A 14,551-nucleotide genomic window follows, 5' to 3' on the forward strand; every position below is an offset into this window, starting at 1 on the left:
GCTGATCTCTTCTAATAGGTAGGCAGTGCTTTTAGTGGCTTGTTTTACCATTTAAAAGTGCTATTTATTCAACTGCATCTGTAATAATGGTAAAACACTGTTTCCCTCTTCATCAATGATGATCTTGCTACCTAGTTTTGGTAAAACAGAGCCCATGGTTTCAAGGTATATTCTTCTTTTGGTAACCTCAGGAGCTTTTACGTACTCTTTGTAGATTGCGTTAAAACGGGCAACTTCACCGAGTGCGTTATTCACCCGTTCTGTAGCAAAACCTTCCGCTTTTTGTATGGTTTCTTCGGCTTGTCCTCTTGCTTTGGGAATTACTTTATTATACTCTGATTTTGCCTGATTAATCAAGGTTTCTCTTTCTTGTTGTGCTTGGTTGACAGCATTAAATGCAGCTTTTACCGGTTCTGGAGGGTTTACATCTTGCAGTACTATCTGATCTACCTTAACACCCAGTGAATATTCCTGACATATTTCGTTCACAAGCACTTCCATTTTGGTGGCTATCTCTGTACGTCCTACGGTTAGTACTTCATTTACCGTGCGGTCTCCAATGATTTGTCGAAGAGCAGCTTCCGATACATCACGTAGTGTGCCTTCCGGGTTTCTTACCATAAAAAGATAGTCGTATGGTTTGTTAATACGGTATTGTACCACCCATTCCACATCAGCCAGATTAAGGTCGCCTGTGAGCATTAAAGACTCATCTTTAACACCCGATCTGGCATGCTGTGCTTGAGAGCCACCTTTACGTGTTCGAAAGCCGAATTCTAACTTTTGTTGTCTTTCAACAGCTACCTTGTATACCTGTTCAACAAAAGGCATTTTCATATTCAGCCCTGGTTCAACTTTTCTTACATATTTACCAAAACGGGTAATAACACCCACTTCTTCTGGTTCAACCTGAAAAAAAGAACCAAAGAAAATCAGCAATGAAAAAAAGGCGATGATGATCATCTTCCTGTACTTCAGAATGTTTTTCAAAAGAGGAGATTCGATTTTGAAATTGTTAAAATTACTTTCCATTTGTTATGCATTTATTTTTTTCTACACATGGTATTCGGATACTTTTCATAACTGTTTGCGTAAATTTCTTATGTAAGGTATTGAATCTTAGTGTGTAGATGAGTAAACAACTTAATTGTATGATCTTCGAATATGAATGAACCTATGTGTTCAACTAATATTGTGAACAATATACAAAAAAACTATGGTATATTTTTCTTTTTATATCGTTTTCGCCATAGTAGATAGCCACTTAATACGACCATCATTCCTATTAGTCCGGAAAGGGGGACTATTAGGATGTAGAAGCTGCTGATTAGCTGCTGAAAAAAACGGCCGGTATGTATTTCCAGTGACAAATTCCAGAGCGACATTTTTGATTCTTTTAATACATTCTCTGGCATTTCAGGAAAGTGCCCATGGTGATTCAAAGGAATAACACCTTTGTCGTAGTCTACCATGTATTGATTGCCATTTGTATCGGTCAAATGTCCAGTGATTTTATAATCACCAATGGGACGACCGGAATGATTTCCCTTGTAAATTTCACCTTGTGCATAATTATATATTTCGGGGTGTGACGGATGCCAAAGAAATAAACCACTGAATGAACCGATCATGTAGGCTCCCTGTGTGTAGGGTTTCAATGTGTTAATGCCCATTACGCTAACCGGTGGTTGTATTTTAAAAGGGATGGGGGTTAAGTTGTTGGTTGATAGGTGATACATGCCTTCGGAAGTGGATAGTAGAAAGATGTTTTTGTTTGCGTCGTATAGTAGGTCTCTTAACTTATCATACCAAGGATTGCGCTGATCGAGATGAGAATATTTAATAGGTGTTACTTTTGACCTGGCAATGGCTATTAACAAAGGAGGCCGAAGGAACATACCGGTAAAAAAAAGTATGATTAAGCAAACAAAAGTCCATGCGCCCAGATGATTGTGCCATTTTAACGACCAGCGATTTATTTTAATGATTTTTGTTCTCTCTTTTGATTTTTGTTGCCGTTGTTTAATCCATTTAGGAAAGAAGAAATAAATGATGCCGGAAAGGGAAAGGAAGAGGGTTACAATACCGAGTAAATCAACAAATAACTTCCCAGGCAAACCCAGTATTTCTCCGGAATGAATTTGCCAGATGGTTTCAAAGAGACTCACTTGGTTTTTGTAGTCCTTGGGTTTTTTTAATTCAATCTTTTTGAATTCGGTCTCACTTCCCTTTGACCTTCCCTTGAATAAAAAGGAACGATTCATTGCGTAAATGGTATCACCTATACTTTCAATAGACACAAATCTTTTTATCTCTACATCAAGATGAAATTTAGTCCATGCCAACTGTTCTTTGTTGTAGGCGTACAAACCAAAATGTGTTGCCGCATATAGATTTCCATCTTGCGAGCGATGAAGGTCGAAAATCTTTCGGTTATCCATTCCTTGTGGAAAACCTGCATTGAAGGTGCGGTATTCTTTAAAGCTAGAATCTGTTTGCCAAATTCCTATATTGCCATATACCAGTATACTGTCACTATTAATGATCAAATTTCCCTTAATGGCACCGTTGTTCCAATGATGATACCGGAAGTTTGCAGGGAGGATCGTTCTTGAGATATCTATCCCAGAGAAAAATTCTCTATGATTCATGAAAATACCTGTGATGCTATAGTATAATAGCAAAAATGAGATGATTAAGCCGGGCCATCTATGCAGCTTTTTAAAGATCTTTGTCACTTTGTTCTTTGAATTCCTCATAGTTAATCGCAATTCTCCATTTCAATAATATAATACCCCTTACTTTGTATGGCATTGACCATTACCTCATTTGCATTCTCAATATGGCAAAATACGCATTCTTTTGCACTCAGCGTTTCTGATTGAACATCTTTTCCCTTTAGGTATTCTTGTCCAAAATGGTATATTTTTAAGGCATTTTTTTCTTCCTCAGGAACAGCAATATCAAAATGCATCTTCTTGCCATCTTTTTTTTCTACGTAGGTATCCCATATTGCTACTTTCATAGGTGTCTTATTTTAATGTTTGAAGTTAATAAATCGTCTTAATTTTCAGTTTTGCTTGCTGATTGCAAATATAGAAACATTTTATAAAAAGATATGTATATCCTTTTATTATGATTTTATGCTGTATCTTCACGAATTGTTATATGTGATTGTAGTTAAAAACAGGGAGGCTAGAATCTGGTTTAGTACATGTTGTGCTGAGCTATATTGTAAGCGATGGTTATATAATTTGACATTAAGGGAACCTGGTGGGGGAATATTATTCTCTATCTGGCTAGTGGCTAGCTATTTTGTCGGGTTCCAAAAGACTAACAAAAATAAAGGTTAACATGAAAGCGTATTTAAACCTCGATGAGGAAAAGTTAAAAAAGATTCTTGATATAAAACTAAAAGTTTTTAGGCGAGAGATGAGCCCTGCAGAAGCTAAAAAGCTAGTGAATGATTCATTTACGTTTATCACTCCCGAAGAGTTTGCTTATGGTGAACAACATATACTTGAATATGGCATAACGGATGAAGTTATGGTGGAGGGTATGGATGATATTATTGATATTTTTGAAGATGTGTTACGAACAGAGGATAGTCATTTACCTCAAGGACATCCAATTCAGACCTATCTCAACGAAGTGGATGCATTAGAGGCTTTGCTTCGAGGTATCGAGGCAAAAATGAATACCAAGTTTATTAAAAATGAATGGTTAGAGCTATATGATAAACTCAGGCAGATAAACACTCACTTTAGCAGAAAACAAAAGAAGCCGTTAAAACTTTAGAAATTCATAAGGGAGCTGTAATTGCGCCACTACTAAAAAAATATCCATACTTAAAGGAATTTCTAATTTCACTAAGTCCCAAATATAAGCAACTCAATAATCCAGTTGTTTTTAATACAATGGGTAATGTAGCAACCTTGGAAATGATTGCTGGACGTGGTGATTTTGAAGTGGAAGAATTGATTCAGAAATTAGAGGATAGGGTAGCCTTGTATAATTCCAAACATCGTTAAACCCGAAAAACGTATTAGAAAATCTTTGACGAAGTTCCAATGCATCATTGGCGTTAAACAATAATGGTTAAAAAAAGAGATGGGGTGCCATTCTTGATTGGATTATTTTACCGGGTTAAATACTTGTGTTAATAATGCTGATAAGTCGGTGTCGTAAAAATCTGCTTTTGCATAAAGAGGGTGAAATAGTTCTTCTTTGCGTTGAATATAGGCAGTTGTTAAACCTGCTTTTTTAGCACCAAATAAATCCCAATCATGGGTGGCCACCATTACAATATCGTGAACGGCAATGGCTTCTTGCTTGGCTACGTATTGGTAAATATCTTTAAAAGGCTTGTATTTCTTTACTGCATCTACCGAGTAATATTGATCAAATAGATCAATGATTCCGGCATTCGTTAGTTGCTCTTCAATCATGCTTAATGATGAGTTAGAAACGGCTATTACCCGAATATTATTTTTCTTTAACCATTGTAAGGCAGGCCGAACATCCTTATAGGTGGGTAATTCTCTAAAAGCACCTAGTATTTCTGATTTTGTCTCTTTTGTTAAGGTTCTATTATTTTCGTTAAAGAGATTTTCTAAGGCAACTTCAGCTAATTCGCCAAAATTCTTATACTCATCCATTATTCCCATCACTGTAGAGCTGTGTAATAATTTGGTAAACCAATATTTTAGTACATATTGATCATCAAAGTATTTGTTAAACTGTTCTTTTAAAAGACTTAAGTTTAACAAGGTTTCATTCATGTCGAAAAATACTGCTTTCATATGATTATAATTTGTTTTTCAGTTGCCATATGGAACTCGCCGTGATAATCATTCACCTGTGTGAGAGATCACTCTCATGGCTCGTTTCATATGATTAAATTTATCTTTCTGTGCCTAGATGGAATTCGCCGAAATTAATCATCTGCCTGTCTGTGAATTTATACCTATGGCTCGTTTTATGGGCTTTTTACTTAACGGCAGGTTTAATAGTGCTGCAATATACGAAATAGCTATTGTTTATCCTGTTTAATATTTCGACATTAAAAGTGCTTTATCTATATCGATACATGATGTATAAATAAATGCAGTTCCTTGTTTCATTCCAGCTATATCAGAATAATCTGAATTGAAAAATGTGGATATAGAAAATTTATTAATAGTATTGTTTGGAAGGATCACCAGAGTGCGTAAAGACGATCATTCTTATATAAAGAACAGTAGGATTTTGCTGAGATATAGTTGTCGTTTCTTGGTCTTCCTTTTTTAGTTAATATTATATACATTTAGATTTTTAAAAATAGCTGTACATTTCCCTCCATATGGTAGATGATTAACTTTGGCGAGCTCTTTATGACCATTGAAAGATATATTTAAATAGATGAAATGAAACGAATATTATTTACTTTTTGGGTACTTGTTTTATTTGGAATTCAGGTATTAAGTGCTGAACAATTAACGGTTGCGTCTTTTAATGTTCGCAACCACAATTCATCTGATTCCATAAAGGGAAATGGATGGAAACAGCGTTGCCCAATAATTTGCAATTTGATACGGTTTAATGATTTTGAGATTTTTGGAGCGCAGGAAGTACTGCATGACCAACTGTTGGACATGTTGGTCGGATTGCCTGGTTATGCTTATGTAGGTGTAGGACGTGACGATGGTAAAACACAGGGTGAATATGCTCCTATTTTTTATCAGAAAGAAAAGTTTAAAGTGTTGTCATCAGGCAATTTTTGGTTGTCGGAAGTAACCGATAGACCTAATAGAGGCTGGGATGCTGTATTGCCACGGATTTGTACGTGGGCAAAGTTCAAGGCTGTTGATACTGGATTTGAGTGTTTCTTTTTTAACCTTCACATGGATCATGTTGGCGTAGAAGCAAGGAAAAATAGTGCTAAGCTAGTTCTTCAAAAGATTACCGAGATGTGTGGGAATACACCTGTGATCTTAACCGGCGATTTTAATGTTGATCAACATAGCCGGAATTATGCGGTGTTGGAAGAATCAGACTTATTAAATGACGCCTATAAAACAGCGAAAATAAGGTATGCTCTAAATGGTACTTTCAATAACTTTATGGCAGATAGAAAAACAGATAGTCGCATTGATCATGTGTTTGTAAGTAACGGTTTTACCGTTGAACGTTATGGCGTACTAACAGATAGTTATCGTGCTAAAATAGAGGCGAGTAAACCGGAGAAGTCAGGGAATTTTCCGAAAGAAGTATCTTTAACGAAATATGTTGTACGTATGCCTTCTGATCATTTCCCCGTAAAAGTAGTGCTCAGCTTTGAATGATAAATATTTGAGAAATCGTTCAAATGGTAACCCAAGAGAATGGCTGAGCGATGTGTTAACGAGGATAGTTGTTTATAATAGCGATTACTCATTGGATTTGGCTGATCTTTTGCCGCACAATTGGAAAAAGTCTAATAGTTGTCAGAATATTCCAAAAAACACCCACTAATTTCGATTAATTCCAAAAGATTCCAGTAAAACTTAGAGAATTCCAACGCTCCAATCGACATCCAGATTGGAGCATTTTTTTACTTTGCAATATGTAGCAGACCGCATATTTACATTGAATTGGAGCAAAGCGGAAATCGCTAACACCAATAAAACATAATCTTTGTTGGCAAAGTCCAATATTAGGGACTACCATCACGATAAAAAGACTTCAGAAGCGTGGCTATATTGCTTTAGCTTCCATGTACAATGAAATAACTTCTTCTTTACCTTCAAGGGATAATTCGTTATTGGCTCCGGCGATCTTCGATTCCCCATGATGTAGGGAACCGCCGTATATGCTCGAATAAATTAAAATAGTATTTTAATTTGTGAAGAGGAATAACGAAGTTACCCGTACGTACTTTTTATGGAGTAAAAAGTCGTGCTGTGAAAGGTGCACTGGCAGGGCTACAATCCTGTCAGCCACCTATTCGATTGTAGCCTGTTCTTTTTCATCATTATTACAATATAAATTATATATTTGCATCCTAGAAATTAAACCAATGAAGACTATTGCTCATCATACATGCAAAAAAGAAGGAGGAATTGATTATGTGACAACTAATGTTCCTTTCTTTGCAGAGCACAATATGGATGAAGAGAAATATCAATTCTTAGGTTCAGGTTATTATTTTTGGGATGATAATATTGAACTTGCAAAAAGTTGGGGTAAATATCATTACAATAATGATTACCACGTATTTCAATTTGATTTCGAAATTAATAGTGACATTTGTTTAGATTTAGTTGGAAACAGAAGTCACCAGAAGTACTTTATGGATTTATTTAAAATTTACGAAGAACAAACAGGTGACAAACGAGAAGATTGGAGTATTTGTCAATGCATAGAATTTATTAAGATTCTAAAGAAAAAAAGTGAGAAAATATTTCCATTCAAAATGATTCGTGCTATTGATTTATTAAACCACACTAATTCTACTTTAACAGATTAAAATGATCACTGAAAAAACGATAATTTAGTATTGTTTTTCTTTCGTAATAAACAGTAAATTAGTATATTGCAATTGAAACAAAGAACAAAACTCAAGTTTGCAATGGGTAACGGGCGAAAAACTTAAAAAAATATACGAATAATGGTAAAACACTGCTAGCGGTCAACAACCGACTTGAAGTGTATTTATCTGAATTTCAGCACCATTTTAAAAATAGAACAAAATCCAACTTCGACAAAGCTACTCAATACGTCGAAGGTCTAGCTTTAAGCGATTTGAAAAACATCGAACGCATCACTGAGACATTAAACGCAGACTACCATAAGATGCAGCATTTTATCACCGAATCCAATTGGGATGCAAGAGCTGTCATCGACCAAATAGCAAATCAGGTAGACCAATCACTCCCAAACCAAAAATTTAAAAGGATTACTCATAGACGAAAGCGGAATGGGTGAAAAAAGGTGACAAAAGCATTGGTGTTGATCACCAGTATTGCGGGAACGTTGGGAAGACTGCAAACTCGCAGGTTGCAGTTTTTGGTTGCTTGTGCACGGACAAATATGCAGCGTTGGTCGACACGAGACTGTACCTTCCAAGGTCATGGTGTACTAACAACGCCAGGTGTGAAACTGCTGGCATCCCCAAAGAGGACAGGGTTTTCAAGACAAAACCGGAGCTGGCTACAGATATTGTGAAGCACCAACTGGAAATGGGTATCGAGTTCGATTACGTTGGGGGGGATGGACTTTATGGCAATGACCTTGCGTTTACCCGTTCGGTTGAGGATATGGGTTTGGTGTACATGCTTGACATTCATAGCGATCAAAAAATCCACCTTGAAAAACCAGAACTACATATTCCAGAGCGAAAGAGCAATCGTGGGCGCCCACCCAAAAGGCCGAAGGCAAGCACCCCATCGGTAAACGCTAACGAATATATAGAAACGCTTACAAACAAGGACTGGAAAAAGCTTGACATTCGTGATTCTGCCAAGGGAAAGCTGAAGGGATTGTTCCATTTTAAGACAGTTTACATTTGGGATAAGGTTCAGAACATTGTTGAGAAACGGTTGCTGGTCATTTCGAAAAGAAAGACAAAGCAGGGAGTAGAAATAAAATATTCGTTCACTAACGCAGAACTTGCTCAATACACGCATCAGGCGCTGGCATACATGCAGGCACAACGCTTTTTCATTGAGCATAGCTTCAAAGAGCAAAAACAGATAGTAGGCTTGGATCAGTTCCAAACCCGCAAATGGCTGTCATGGCATCACCAAGTAGCCCTCAACTTAATGGTGGGCAGCTTTATGCTGAAAGAAAAACTATTGAATCAAGACGAAGTCCCATTGTTGTCGGCAAGAGACATTATGGATTTTATGGTATACAAATTTTATCGTGAAATGACCGATGAACGGATGCTGGAAAAACTGCAGCAGCGACATGAAAAGCGACAGCGTGACATAGACCTCTGTTATTCAAAGCAATAAATCTGTTAAAGTAGAATTAATAATACTGTTAATAGAACTTATCGAATTGTAATATAGAGGATTTGACCAGTTATAATGTGAATACACCGTATTATAAATCTGCTTAGACCATTTAGTACTTGAGAACGAAAGGATTATTTTTAATAGTTGTTGGATTGAGTTCTGAAAGTTAGGCCCCTTATCAAAAAATGAGTATAGGTTTTTTAATATATCATTCAGAAAACCAATTCCTTCTATTTCAATAAAATCACTCTTAGATTCAATTAAGGCCTTTACATATATTTCCCATAATTCATATAATGCTGGATTGTGGATAATATTATATCTGCAATGTGTCAGAACTTCTTGATAATCCCCTTTGATATACATCGTAAAAGCTTGATTAGCCGTTTTTGAATCTTCTAACTCAATAGATTCTCCCATATGGTTTAGGGCTTGATTTAGGCTAGAATCATTTATAAAGGAATTAAGATAGTTTAGACTTCTTTCAATTACACTTAAATTCTCCGTGTTCTGTTGAGAAATGATTTCATTAGCAATATTTAAATAAGCTAGATATCTGTCTGCTATAGATGCTTGTGATTCTAAATATTGAAGATGGGTGAAGTTTTCATAACCCTTATAACCAAACATATGTATCCGAAAACACATGTATTCATAGAAGTACTTAAAGTCAACTAACTCTTCAAGTTGATTGTCTAGAAGATTTTTAAATCGAAAATATGAGATTTTCTTTTCAGCTCTTTTACTAAAATTATCAGCTAAAATTGCAGTCATGGGCTGCAGGTTCATTTTATTTATTTCACTAAGTATACCCCAGTTTTCTTTAACACCATCCTTATGTTCTTTTAACAGAAATTTATTCTCCAATGACCAATTTGAGTAACAAATATCTTTTTCTATCGTGTTTAATATTTCTTCAGCTTCTTGATATTTGCCAAGTAGCATAAGTTTGTCAAAATCTGTTTTTAGTCCAATAAAATCATTAATTAAATCAGCATGTTTTTCGAAATGTATTAGTTGCCAGTTAATTTCTGATTCAAAACTATGAGTAAATCCGATTGATTTCCTTAATGATATTTCTTCGTAAGATTTGGGTAAAGAATTTATGCTTAGTATGTTCTTGATTAATGGATGACTTCTGTTTTGTCTCAAGACTTTATTTATTAGCTCTATATCAGAAGACTCCTTTAGTTCTTTAACTAAATCATATTTATTTATTCTTTTGTCATATAATAACCTTTTAAAGGTTCCTGTATTAATCATATATCAAATTTTTGAGGGGTGAAGAATTGCACTCTTTTGCAAATTTCGGACTGTGGGGCGGCTTGTGCGATTTGCAAATGTGTGCAATGTGAGTGGGCTTCCCCAACTGTCCCGAAGGGCAGAAGCGTGCGGGCAAAAACTAATTTTTTCTTGCACCAACTTTCAATCAAAGAGCTAATATTTTCTATCTGTTTTTTCAAATTTTATAATCAGTTTTCAATGTTGCAGTTTCGTTTTTTTCACTTGCAGCTAACGTATGTGTAAATGCATATTGTGTTTATATCTATTATGTCGATAATTGTTTAATTATCAGTTATTGAGTTGTTTATATTCTGTAATTTGGTCTAAAGGGCTTTTTATATTTGCAAGAGATCGTTTGCTTACGTGTGTGTAAATTTCTGTTGTGGTACTCGATACATGACCTAAAAACGTTTGAATGTATCTAAGGTCGACACCATGTTCTAATAAATGAGTTGCAAATGAGTGGCGTAGCATATGTGGAGTCACCTTTTTGTTTATTCCTATTTTTACAACATCCATCTTCCGGTGTTGTGCTAAAGAGAGGATTATTTTGGGCTTTACAGGCATCAAATCATGTTTACATATATACAAATATATAAAATCTGTTTATATCCAAGTGTTTGTAAATTCTATTTTTGTGGGGTGATGAAGTTAATCTCTGTCGTCAATTTGGAAAAAACGGTCTATACCCACCCTGTGAAAACGGCCATACCCGTTCACTTTTTTTAATCAGCTATGAATTTACAAAAAATTATTCATTCTGTTATTTACGCCTTGTTTCTCCTTTAAGATCGAAGCGGTATGCGGTATGTACGATTCTACCCATAATGGCATCGGCAGCCGCAGTGTTCGACAACATTACATCATACCAGTCTGCAACCTTTAACTGGCGCATGATAATAGTGGACTTTCTTGCGTGTCGGTCTTCAATAAGCTCCATAAATTCCAGTAACTGTAGGCCATCCATTTTTCTTACAGCAAAATCATCAATGATGAGCAGATCCATTGGCTCATTCGTTTAGGTTTTCCTGCCATCATCGGCATCAGTTAGTAGTTATGACTCCAAAAGTAGAACATAGAAGTTCTCAGTTATAAAATTCTATATTTAAGATTTTTCTATTAATAGTTATCTTTCATTTGAATATTAAACTATCAATAAAACGACCGCAGGGCAGGCCAGAACAATAGCCCCGGGGCCGGCGTTGGAGAGAGAGCTTGAGGGTGGCGAGTTGTTGGAGTTGTTATAGTTGGCGAGCTGGTAAAGTTGTTAGATAGTTAGGTCGTTAGATTGTTAGCTTGTTAGGATGGCGAGCTGGTAAAGTCGTGGAGTTGTTGAGTTGCGTTTTTCAATCAATGAGTGATTCTCATTTGAAAGCTCAACTATCAGGTTAACGAGCGCAGGGTTGGCCAGAACAATAGCCGTGGTCGGCGGCGAGAGCTGTAACGCGGAAAATGCATTAGAAAATCTATTACGTCTTTAAATGGCTTCAAAAGAAGTCACTACGTTACTTTTCTTCAACTCACCATAGTAGTTGCTATGCCTCGTCTCAGAAAAGCCTTCTTTTATGGCCATTTAGTTGGCGAGTTGGGAAGTTGTGTTTCTCAGATATTGAAAACCTACGTTTTAAATATAAATCCAGGTAGAACATAGAAGCTCTCAGTTATAAAAATCCGTATTTAAGATTTCTCAATTAAAGGATATCTTCCATTTAAATAAGAAAGTTTCAATTTAAAAACCGCAGGGCAGGCCAGAACAATAGCCCCGGGGCCGGCGTTGGCGAGAGAGCTTGAGGATGGCGAGTTGTTGGAGTTGTTATAGTTGGCGAGTTGGTAAAGTTGTTAGATAGTTAGGTCGTTAGATTGTTAGCTTGTTAGGATGGCGAGCTGGTAAAGTCGTGGAGTTGTTGAGTTGCGTTTTTCAATCAATGAGTGATTCTCATTTGCAAGCTCAACTATCAGGTTAACGAGCGCAGGGTTGGCCAGAACAATAGCCGTGGTCGGCGGCGAGAGTTGTAACGCGGAAAATGCATTAGAAAATCTATTACGTCTTTAAATGGCTTCAAAAGAAGTCACTACGTTACTTTTCTTCAACTCACCATAGTAGTTGCTATGCCTCGTCTCAGAAAAGCCTTCTTTTTTGTAGTAACCATGATGCCACAGAAAATGCAGCAATTATTTACTCACTACTGGGATGCTGCAAAGCCAGTGATGTAAATCCTCGCGAATGGCTTACGGATGTATTATCTAAGATTGCGTTATACAGAAGCAATTATGATTTAGACTTGGCTGATCTTTTGCAGCACAATTGGAAAAAGTCTAATAGTTGCCAGAATATTCCAAAAAACACCCACTAATTTCGATTAATTCCAAAAGATTCCAGTAAAACTTAGAGAATTTCAACGCTCCAATCGACATCCGGATTGGAGCATTTTTTTATTTTGCAATATGTAGCAGACCGCATATTTACTATATAATGATATACGGTTCTCGCTTTCATGGTAAAAGTACGGTTGCTTTGATGTTTGCCGATGAGTTAGTAAAGCAGCATGATCATAAGGTGATTTACGTTGCCAATGAAGAGGGAGCAAAAGGTACGATGCAGGAGAAAGTTGTGCGACTTGGTATCAATAGTCCAATCGGAATTATCGAAGACTACAATCCTAAATTATTCAAGGATTACGATGTAGTTTTTATCGACAGTACTCAAACTACAGAAGTCTCACATGAGGAATTGGTGGTCTTGAAAAAACAGTTCCCACGAACCTCTTTCGTTATTATCAATCAAGCAAATCGTGACGGCACATCAAAAGGTGGAACGAAATACGAACACCTTGTAGATGCTATCATGCACATTGAAAACAAGAGTGCAACAATGGAAAAGAATCGCTTTCCAGAAGGTAGCCAGGAAACCATTAAAATCTTCTAAACATGGAGGAAATGACAATTAAATTCTATTGGGTAGTCATTGCAGGATTCAGCTCACTAATTGTTGGTGTAGTCTCATTTGTTATACGCAATGCTATATCGAGAAATGCAACAAAAGAAAGTGTTGAAGCAAAAACGGACTTGCTTGAAAAGGATATTCTGCACCTAACAAAAGAACTTGAAGGAGCTGAAACCAAGTTTACCATACTGCATAAACGAGTTTCTGATTTAAGAGATAGTTCTAAAGAAATTTATGTGAGCAAGGAGCTATTCCATCAAACCATAAAACAGCTTAATGAGAAGCTTGATACCATATTAAAATTTGTAGAAAGATGAGAAAGATATTTTCAAAACTAACCAATGCAGGAGTGGCAGAAACTCTAAAGGAAGGTACAAAGCTCATTGATGAGATATTTACAACTAAAGAAGAAAAGCTCCAGGGGAAAATGGAACTATTCAAGATGGCGGTAGCTGATAGGAGTTCAGCTAGGGAAATGTATCAGAACGATAGTTGGCTACAAAAAGCATTTGCCATATTCTTCCTAATTGCATGGTGTGGATTGACTTTTATTATGCTGAACTATTTCATTTTTCAATCTATTCAGCTTGATGATTGGCAAATAGCCTTTGTAAGCAGTATTAACGGTGGAATATCCACTAAACTAAGCACAATTATAGACTTCCTTTTTGGAGGTTCAATCTCCGATGTAAACAATGTAAAACTTAAAACCAAACGTAAGAATGATGACTTTTGATAAACTCTTTGATGGAGTAATTAAGCATGAGGGATATTACGCCAATATTAACGGAGACCGAGGTGGTGAAACCTACATGGGAGTTGCCCGTAATTTACATCCCGATTGGGAAGGTTGGGAGTATATTGATGCCTATAAAGAGACGTACGGAAAAATCAAATGGAACTACAAAATAGATGTTCCAGAACTGACACAGCACGTTAAGGATTTTTATAAAGAGGCTTTTTATAAGAAGTTCAAAATAGATGGTGTTCTTGATGGTTCATTACAAGAAATTATCTTTGATTGGTGTGTCAATAGCGGTCATTGGGGAGCCAGAGGTGTTCAGCGTGTGCTTAACCAATTCTTTGATGAAGACCTGAAGATGGATGGTATTATAGGTTTCAACACCCTGACGGCTATTAATATTCACGAGCCTAAAGATTTGTTTTGGGAGATTAAAAAAGCAAGAATACGCTATTACTATAAAATAGTTAAAAAGGGCAAAAATCATTTGTTCCTAGAAGGTTGGTTGAAAAGGATTAGATCGTTGAAGTATAATTCTTGATTTAAATTAAACTTTTTCATCTTAAACATGTTACAAGTTAATAAAGTCCTAAATTAAACCTT

General features: G+C 36.2%; 16 protein-coding genes and 1 pseudogene. 10 read left to right on the plus strand and 7 right to left on the minus strand.

Annotation, left to right across the window (positions count from 1 at the left end):
* Positions 1-60 precede the first annotated feature (60 nt).
* The 3 genes from hflK to CYTFE_RS0102945 all read right to left on the minus strand — a co-directional run bounded on the left by hflK (position 61) and on the right by CYTFE_RS0102945 (position 3,025).
* On the minus strand, positions 61-1,032 hold the full coding sequence (gene hflK, locus CYTFE_RS0102935; protein ID WP_044213675.1) for an FtsH protease activity modulator HflK: 972 nt from the start codon (positions 1,030-1,032) through the stop codon (positions 61-63).
* A 182-nt stretch (positions 1,033-1,214) separates the two neighbouring features.
* Positions 1,215-2,759: a PepSY-associated TM helix domain-containing protein gene (locus tag CYTFE_RS0102940; RefSeq protein WP_044213677.1), complete on the minus strand. Its 1,545-nt coding sequence runs from the start codon at positions 2,757-2,759 to the stop codon at positions 1,215-1,217.
* A gap of 2 nt (positions 2,760-2,761) precedes the next feature.
* Entirely contained in the window at positions 2,762-3,025 is a 264-nt protein-coding gene (locus tag CYTFE_RS0102945; protein WP_027470587.1) for a DUF2024 family protein, read from the minus strand.
* A gap of 329 nt (positions 3,026-3,354) precedes the next feature.
* Here CYTFE_RS0102945 and CYTFE_RS0102950 point away from each other — a divergent pair, with 329 nt between their 5' ends.
* Together CYTFE_RS0102950 and CYTFE_RS29275 are read left to right on the plus strand one after the other, a co-directional pair.
* Positions 3,355-3,798: a hypothetical protein gene (locus CYTFE_RS0102950; protein ID WP_027470588.1), complete on the plus strand. Its 444-nt coding sequence runs from the start codon at positions 3,355-3,357 to the stop codon at positions 3,796-3,798.
* A 2-nt stretch (positions 3,799-3,800) separates the two neighbouring features.
* A complete protein-coding gene (locus CYTFE_RS29275) occupies positions 3,801-4,031 on the plus strand; it encodes a DUF1858 domain-containing protein (RefSeq protein WP_081735895.1) in 231 nt (76 codons plus the stop codon).
* A 102-nt stretch (positions 4,032-4,133) separates the two neighbouring features.
* Here CYTFE_RS29275 and CYTFE_RS0102960 read toward each other — a convergent pair whose 3' ends face one another.
* Positions 4,134-4,802, minus strand: coding sequence for a haloacid dehalogenase type II (locus tag CYTFE_RS0102960; RefSeq protein ID WP_044213682.1), 669 nt, complete (start codon positions 4,800-4,802; stop codon positions 4,134-4,136).
* Positions 4,803-5,405: 603 nt separating this feature from the next.
* Between CYTFE_RS0102960 and CYTFE_RS0102965 the strand changes: the two genes are divergently transcribed.
* The 3 genes and pseudogenes from CYTFE_RS0102965 to CYTFE_RS0102980 all read left to right on the plus strand — a co-directional run bounded on the left by CYTFE_RS0102965 (position 5,406) and on the right by CYTFE_RS0102980 (position 8,975).
* The gene (locus CYTFE_RS0102965; RefSeq protein ID WP_027470590.1) at positions 5,406-6,323 is read left to right on the plus strand and encodes an endonuclease/exonuclease/phosphatase family protein; all 918 of its coding nucleotides are present in this window, start codon (positions 5,406-5,408) and stop codon (positions 6,321-6,323) included.
* A gap of 713 nt (positions 6,324-7,036) precedes the next feature.
* Positions 7,037-7,486, plus strand: coding sequence for a hypothetical protein (locus tag CYTFE_RS0102970; RefSeq protein ID WP_027470591.1), 450 nt, complete (start codon positions 7,037-7,039; stop codon positions 7,484-7,486).
* 97 nt (positions 7,487-7,583) lie between these two features.
* Positions 7,584-8,975 (plus strand): annotated as a pseudogene (locus CYTFE_RS0102980) (IS701 family transposase).
* On the opposite strand, the gene CYTFE_RS0102985 reads toward CYTFE_RS0102980, so the two are convergent.
* The 3 genes from CYTFE_RS0102985 to CYTFE_RS0103000 form a co-directional block, all read right to left on the minus strand.
* Positions 8,964-10,241 carry a hypothetical protein gene (locus CYTFE_RS0102985; protein ID WP_027470594.1) on the minus strand — a complete coding sequence of 426 codons (1,278 nt, stop codon included), beginning with the start codon at positions 10,239-10,241 and terminating at the stop codon, positions 8,964-8,966. The pseudogene CYTFE_RS0102980 and the gene CYTFE_RS0102985 sit on opposite strands and share 12 nt — an antisense overlap.
* 309 nt (positions 10,242-10,550) lie before the next feature.
* Positions 10,551-10,829, minus strand: a complete 279-nt coding sequence (locus CYTFE_RS0102995; protein WP_044262527.1) for a tyrosine-type recombinase/integrase — start codon at positions 10,827-10,829, stop codon at positions 10,551-10,553.
* A gap of 196 nt (positions 10,830-11,025) precedes the next feature.
* Positions 11,026-11,268 carry an ATP-binding protein gene (locus tag CYTFE_RS0103000; protein ID WP_052342958.1) on the minus strand — a complete coding sequence of 81 codons (243 nt, stop codon included), beginning with the start codon at positions 11,266-11,268 and terminating at the stop codon, positions 11,026-11,028.
* Positions 11,269-12,448: 1,180 nt separating this feature from the next.
* Between CYTFE_RS0103000 and CYTFE_RS31390 the strand changes: the two genes are divergently transcribed.
* From CYTFE_RS31390 to CYTFE_RS28300, 5 genes are all read left to right on the plus strand, one after another.
* Entirely contained in the window at positions 12,449-12,616 is a 168-nt protein-coding gene (locus tag CYTFE_RS31390) for a transposase domain-containing protein (protein WP_407689936.1), read from the plus strand.
* Between the two features lie 119 nt (positions 12,617-12,735).
* Positions 12,736-13,188 (plus strand): P-loop NTPase family protein, encoded by a 453-nt coding sequence (locus CYTFE_RS0103005; protein WP_027470598.1) that lies wholly within the window; start codon positions 12,736-12,738, stop codon positions 13,186-13,188.
* A gap of 11 nt (positions 13,189-13,199) precedes the next feature.
* Positions 13,200-13,523, plus strand: a complete 324-nt coding sequence (locus CYTFE_RS0103010; RefSeq protein WP_152541890.1) for a hypothetical protein — start codon at positions 13,200-13,202, stop codon at positions 13,521-13,523.
* Entirely contained in the window at positions 13,520-13,942 is a 423-nt protein-coding gene (locus CYTFE_RS0103015) for a hypothetical protein (protein WP_027470600.1), read from the plus strand. The genes CYTFE_RS0103010 and CYTFE_RS0103015 overlap by 4 nt, the downstream gene beginning before the upstream one ends.
* On the plus strand, positions 13,929-14,489 hold the full coding sequence (locus CYTFE_RS28300; RefSeq protein ID WP_081735896.1) for a glycoside hydrolase family 108 protein: 561 nt from the start codon (positions 13,929-13,931) through the stop codon (positions 14,487-14,489). Before CYTFE_RS0103015 ends, CYTFE_RS28300 begins: the two co-directional genes overlap by 14 nt.
* The last annotated feature ends 62 nt before the right edge of the window (positions 14,490-14,551 follow it).

Source organism: Saccharicrinis fermentans DSM 9555 = JCM 21142 (assembly GCF_000517085.1).
Lineage (GTDB): Bacteria > Bacteroidota > Bacteroidia > Bacteroidales > Marinilabiliaceae > Saccharicrinis > Saccharicrinis fermentans.

Bases quoted from the DNA above. Each gene is read 5' to 3' on its own strand.
- hflK (WP_044213675.1), bottom strand. From the start codon at position 1,032: ATGGAAAGTAATTTTAACAATTTCAAAATCGAATCTCCTCTTTTGAAA.
- CYTFE_RS0102940 (WP_044213677.1), bottom strand. From the start codon at position 2,759: ATGAGGAATTCAAAGAACAAAGTGACAAAGATCTTTAAAAAGCTGCAT.
- CYTFE_RS0102945 (WP_027470587.1), bottom strand. From the start codon at position 3,025: ATGAAAGTAGCAATATGGGATACCTACGTAGAAAAAAAAGATGGCAAG.
- CYTFE_RS0102950 (WP_027470588.1), top strand. From the start codon at position 3,355: ATGAAAGCGTATTTAAACCTCGATGAGGAAAAGTTAAAAAAGATTCTT.
- CYTFE_RS0102960 (WP_044213682.1), bottom strand. From the start codon at position 4,802: ATGAAAGCAGTATTTTTCGACATGAATGAAACCTTGTTAAACTTAAGT.
- CYTFE_RS0102965 (WP_027470590.1), top strand. From the start codon at position 5,406: ATGAAACGAATATTATTTACTTTTTGGGTACTTGTTTTATTTGGAATT.
- CYTFE_RS0102970 (WP_027470591.1), top strand. From the start codon at position 7,037: ATGAAGACTATTGCTCATCATACATGCAAAAAAGAAGGAGGAATTGAT.
- CYTFE_RS0102985 (WP_027470594.1), bottom strand. From the start codon at position 10,241: ATGATTAATACAGGAACCTTTAAAAGGTTATTATATGACAAAAGAATA.
- CYTFE_RS0102995 (WP_044262527.1), bottom strand. From the start codon at position 10,829: ATGCCTGTAAAGCCCAAAATAATCCTCTCTTTAGCACAACACCGGAAG.
- CYTFE_RS0103000 (WP_052342958.1), bottom strand. From the start codon at position 11,268: ATGGATCTGCTCATCATTGATGATTTTGCTGTAAGAAAAATGGATGGC.
- CYTFE_RS0103005 (WP_027470598.1), top strand. From the start codon at position 12,736: ATGATATACGGTTCTCGCTTTCATGGTAAAAGTACGGTTGCTTTGATG.
- CYTFE_RS0103010 (WP_152541890.1), top strand. From the start codon at position 13,200: ATGACAATTAAATTCTATTGGGTAGTCATTGCAGGATTCAGCTCACTA.
- CYTFE_RS0103015 (WP_027470600.1), top strand. From the start codon at position 13,520: ATGAGAAAGATATTTTCAAAACTAACCAATGCAGGAGTGGCAGAAACT.
- CYTFE_RS28300 (WP_081735896.1), top strand. From the start codon at position 13,929: ATGATGACTTTTGATAAACTCTTTGATGGAGTAATTAAGCATGAGGGA.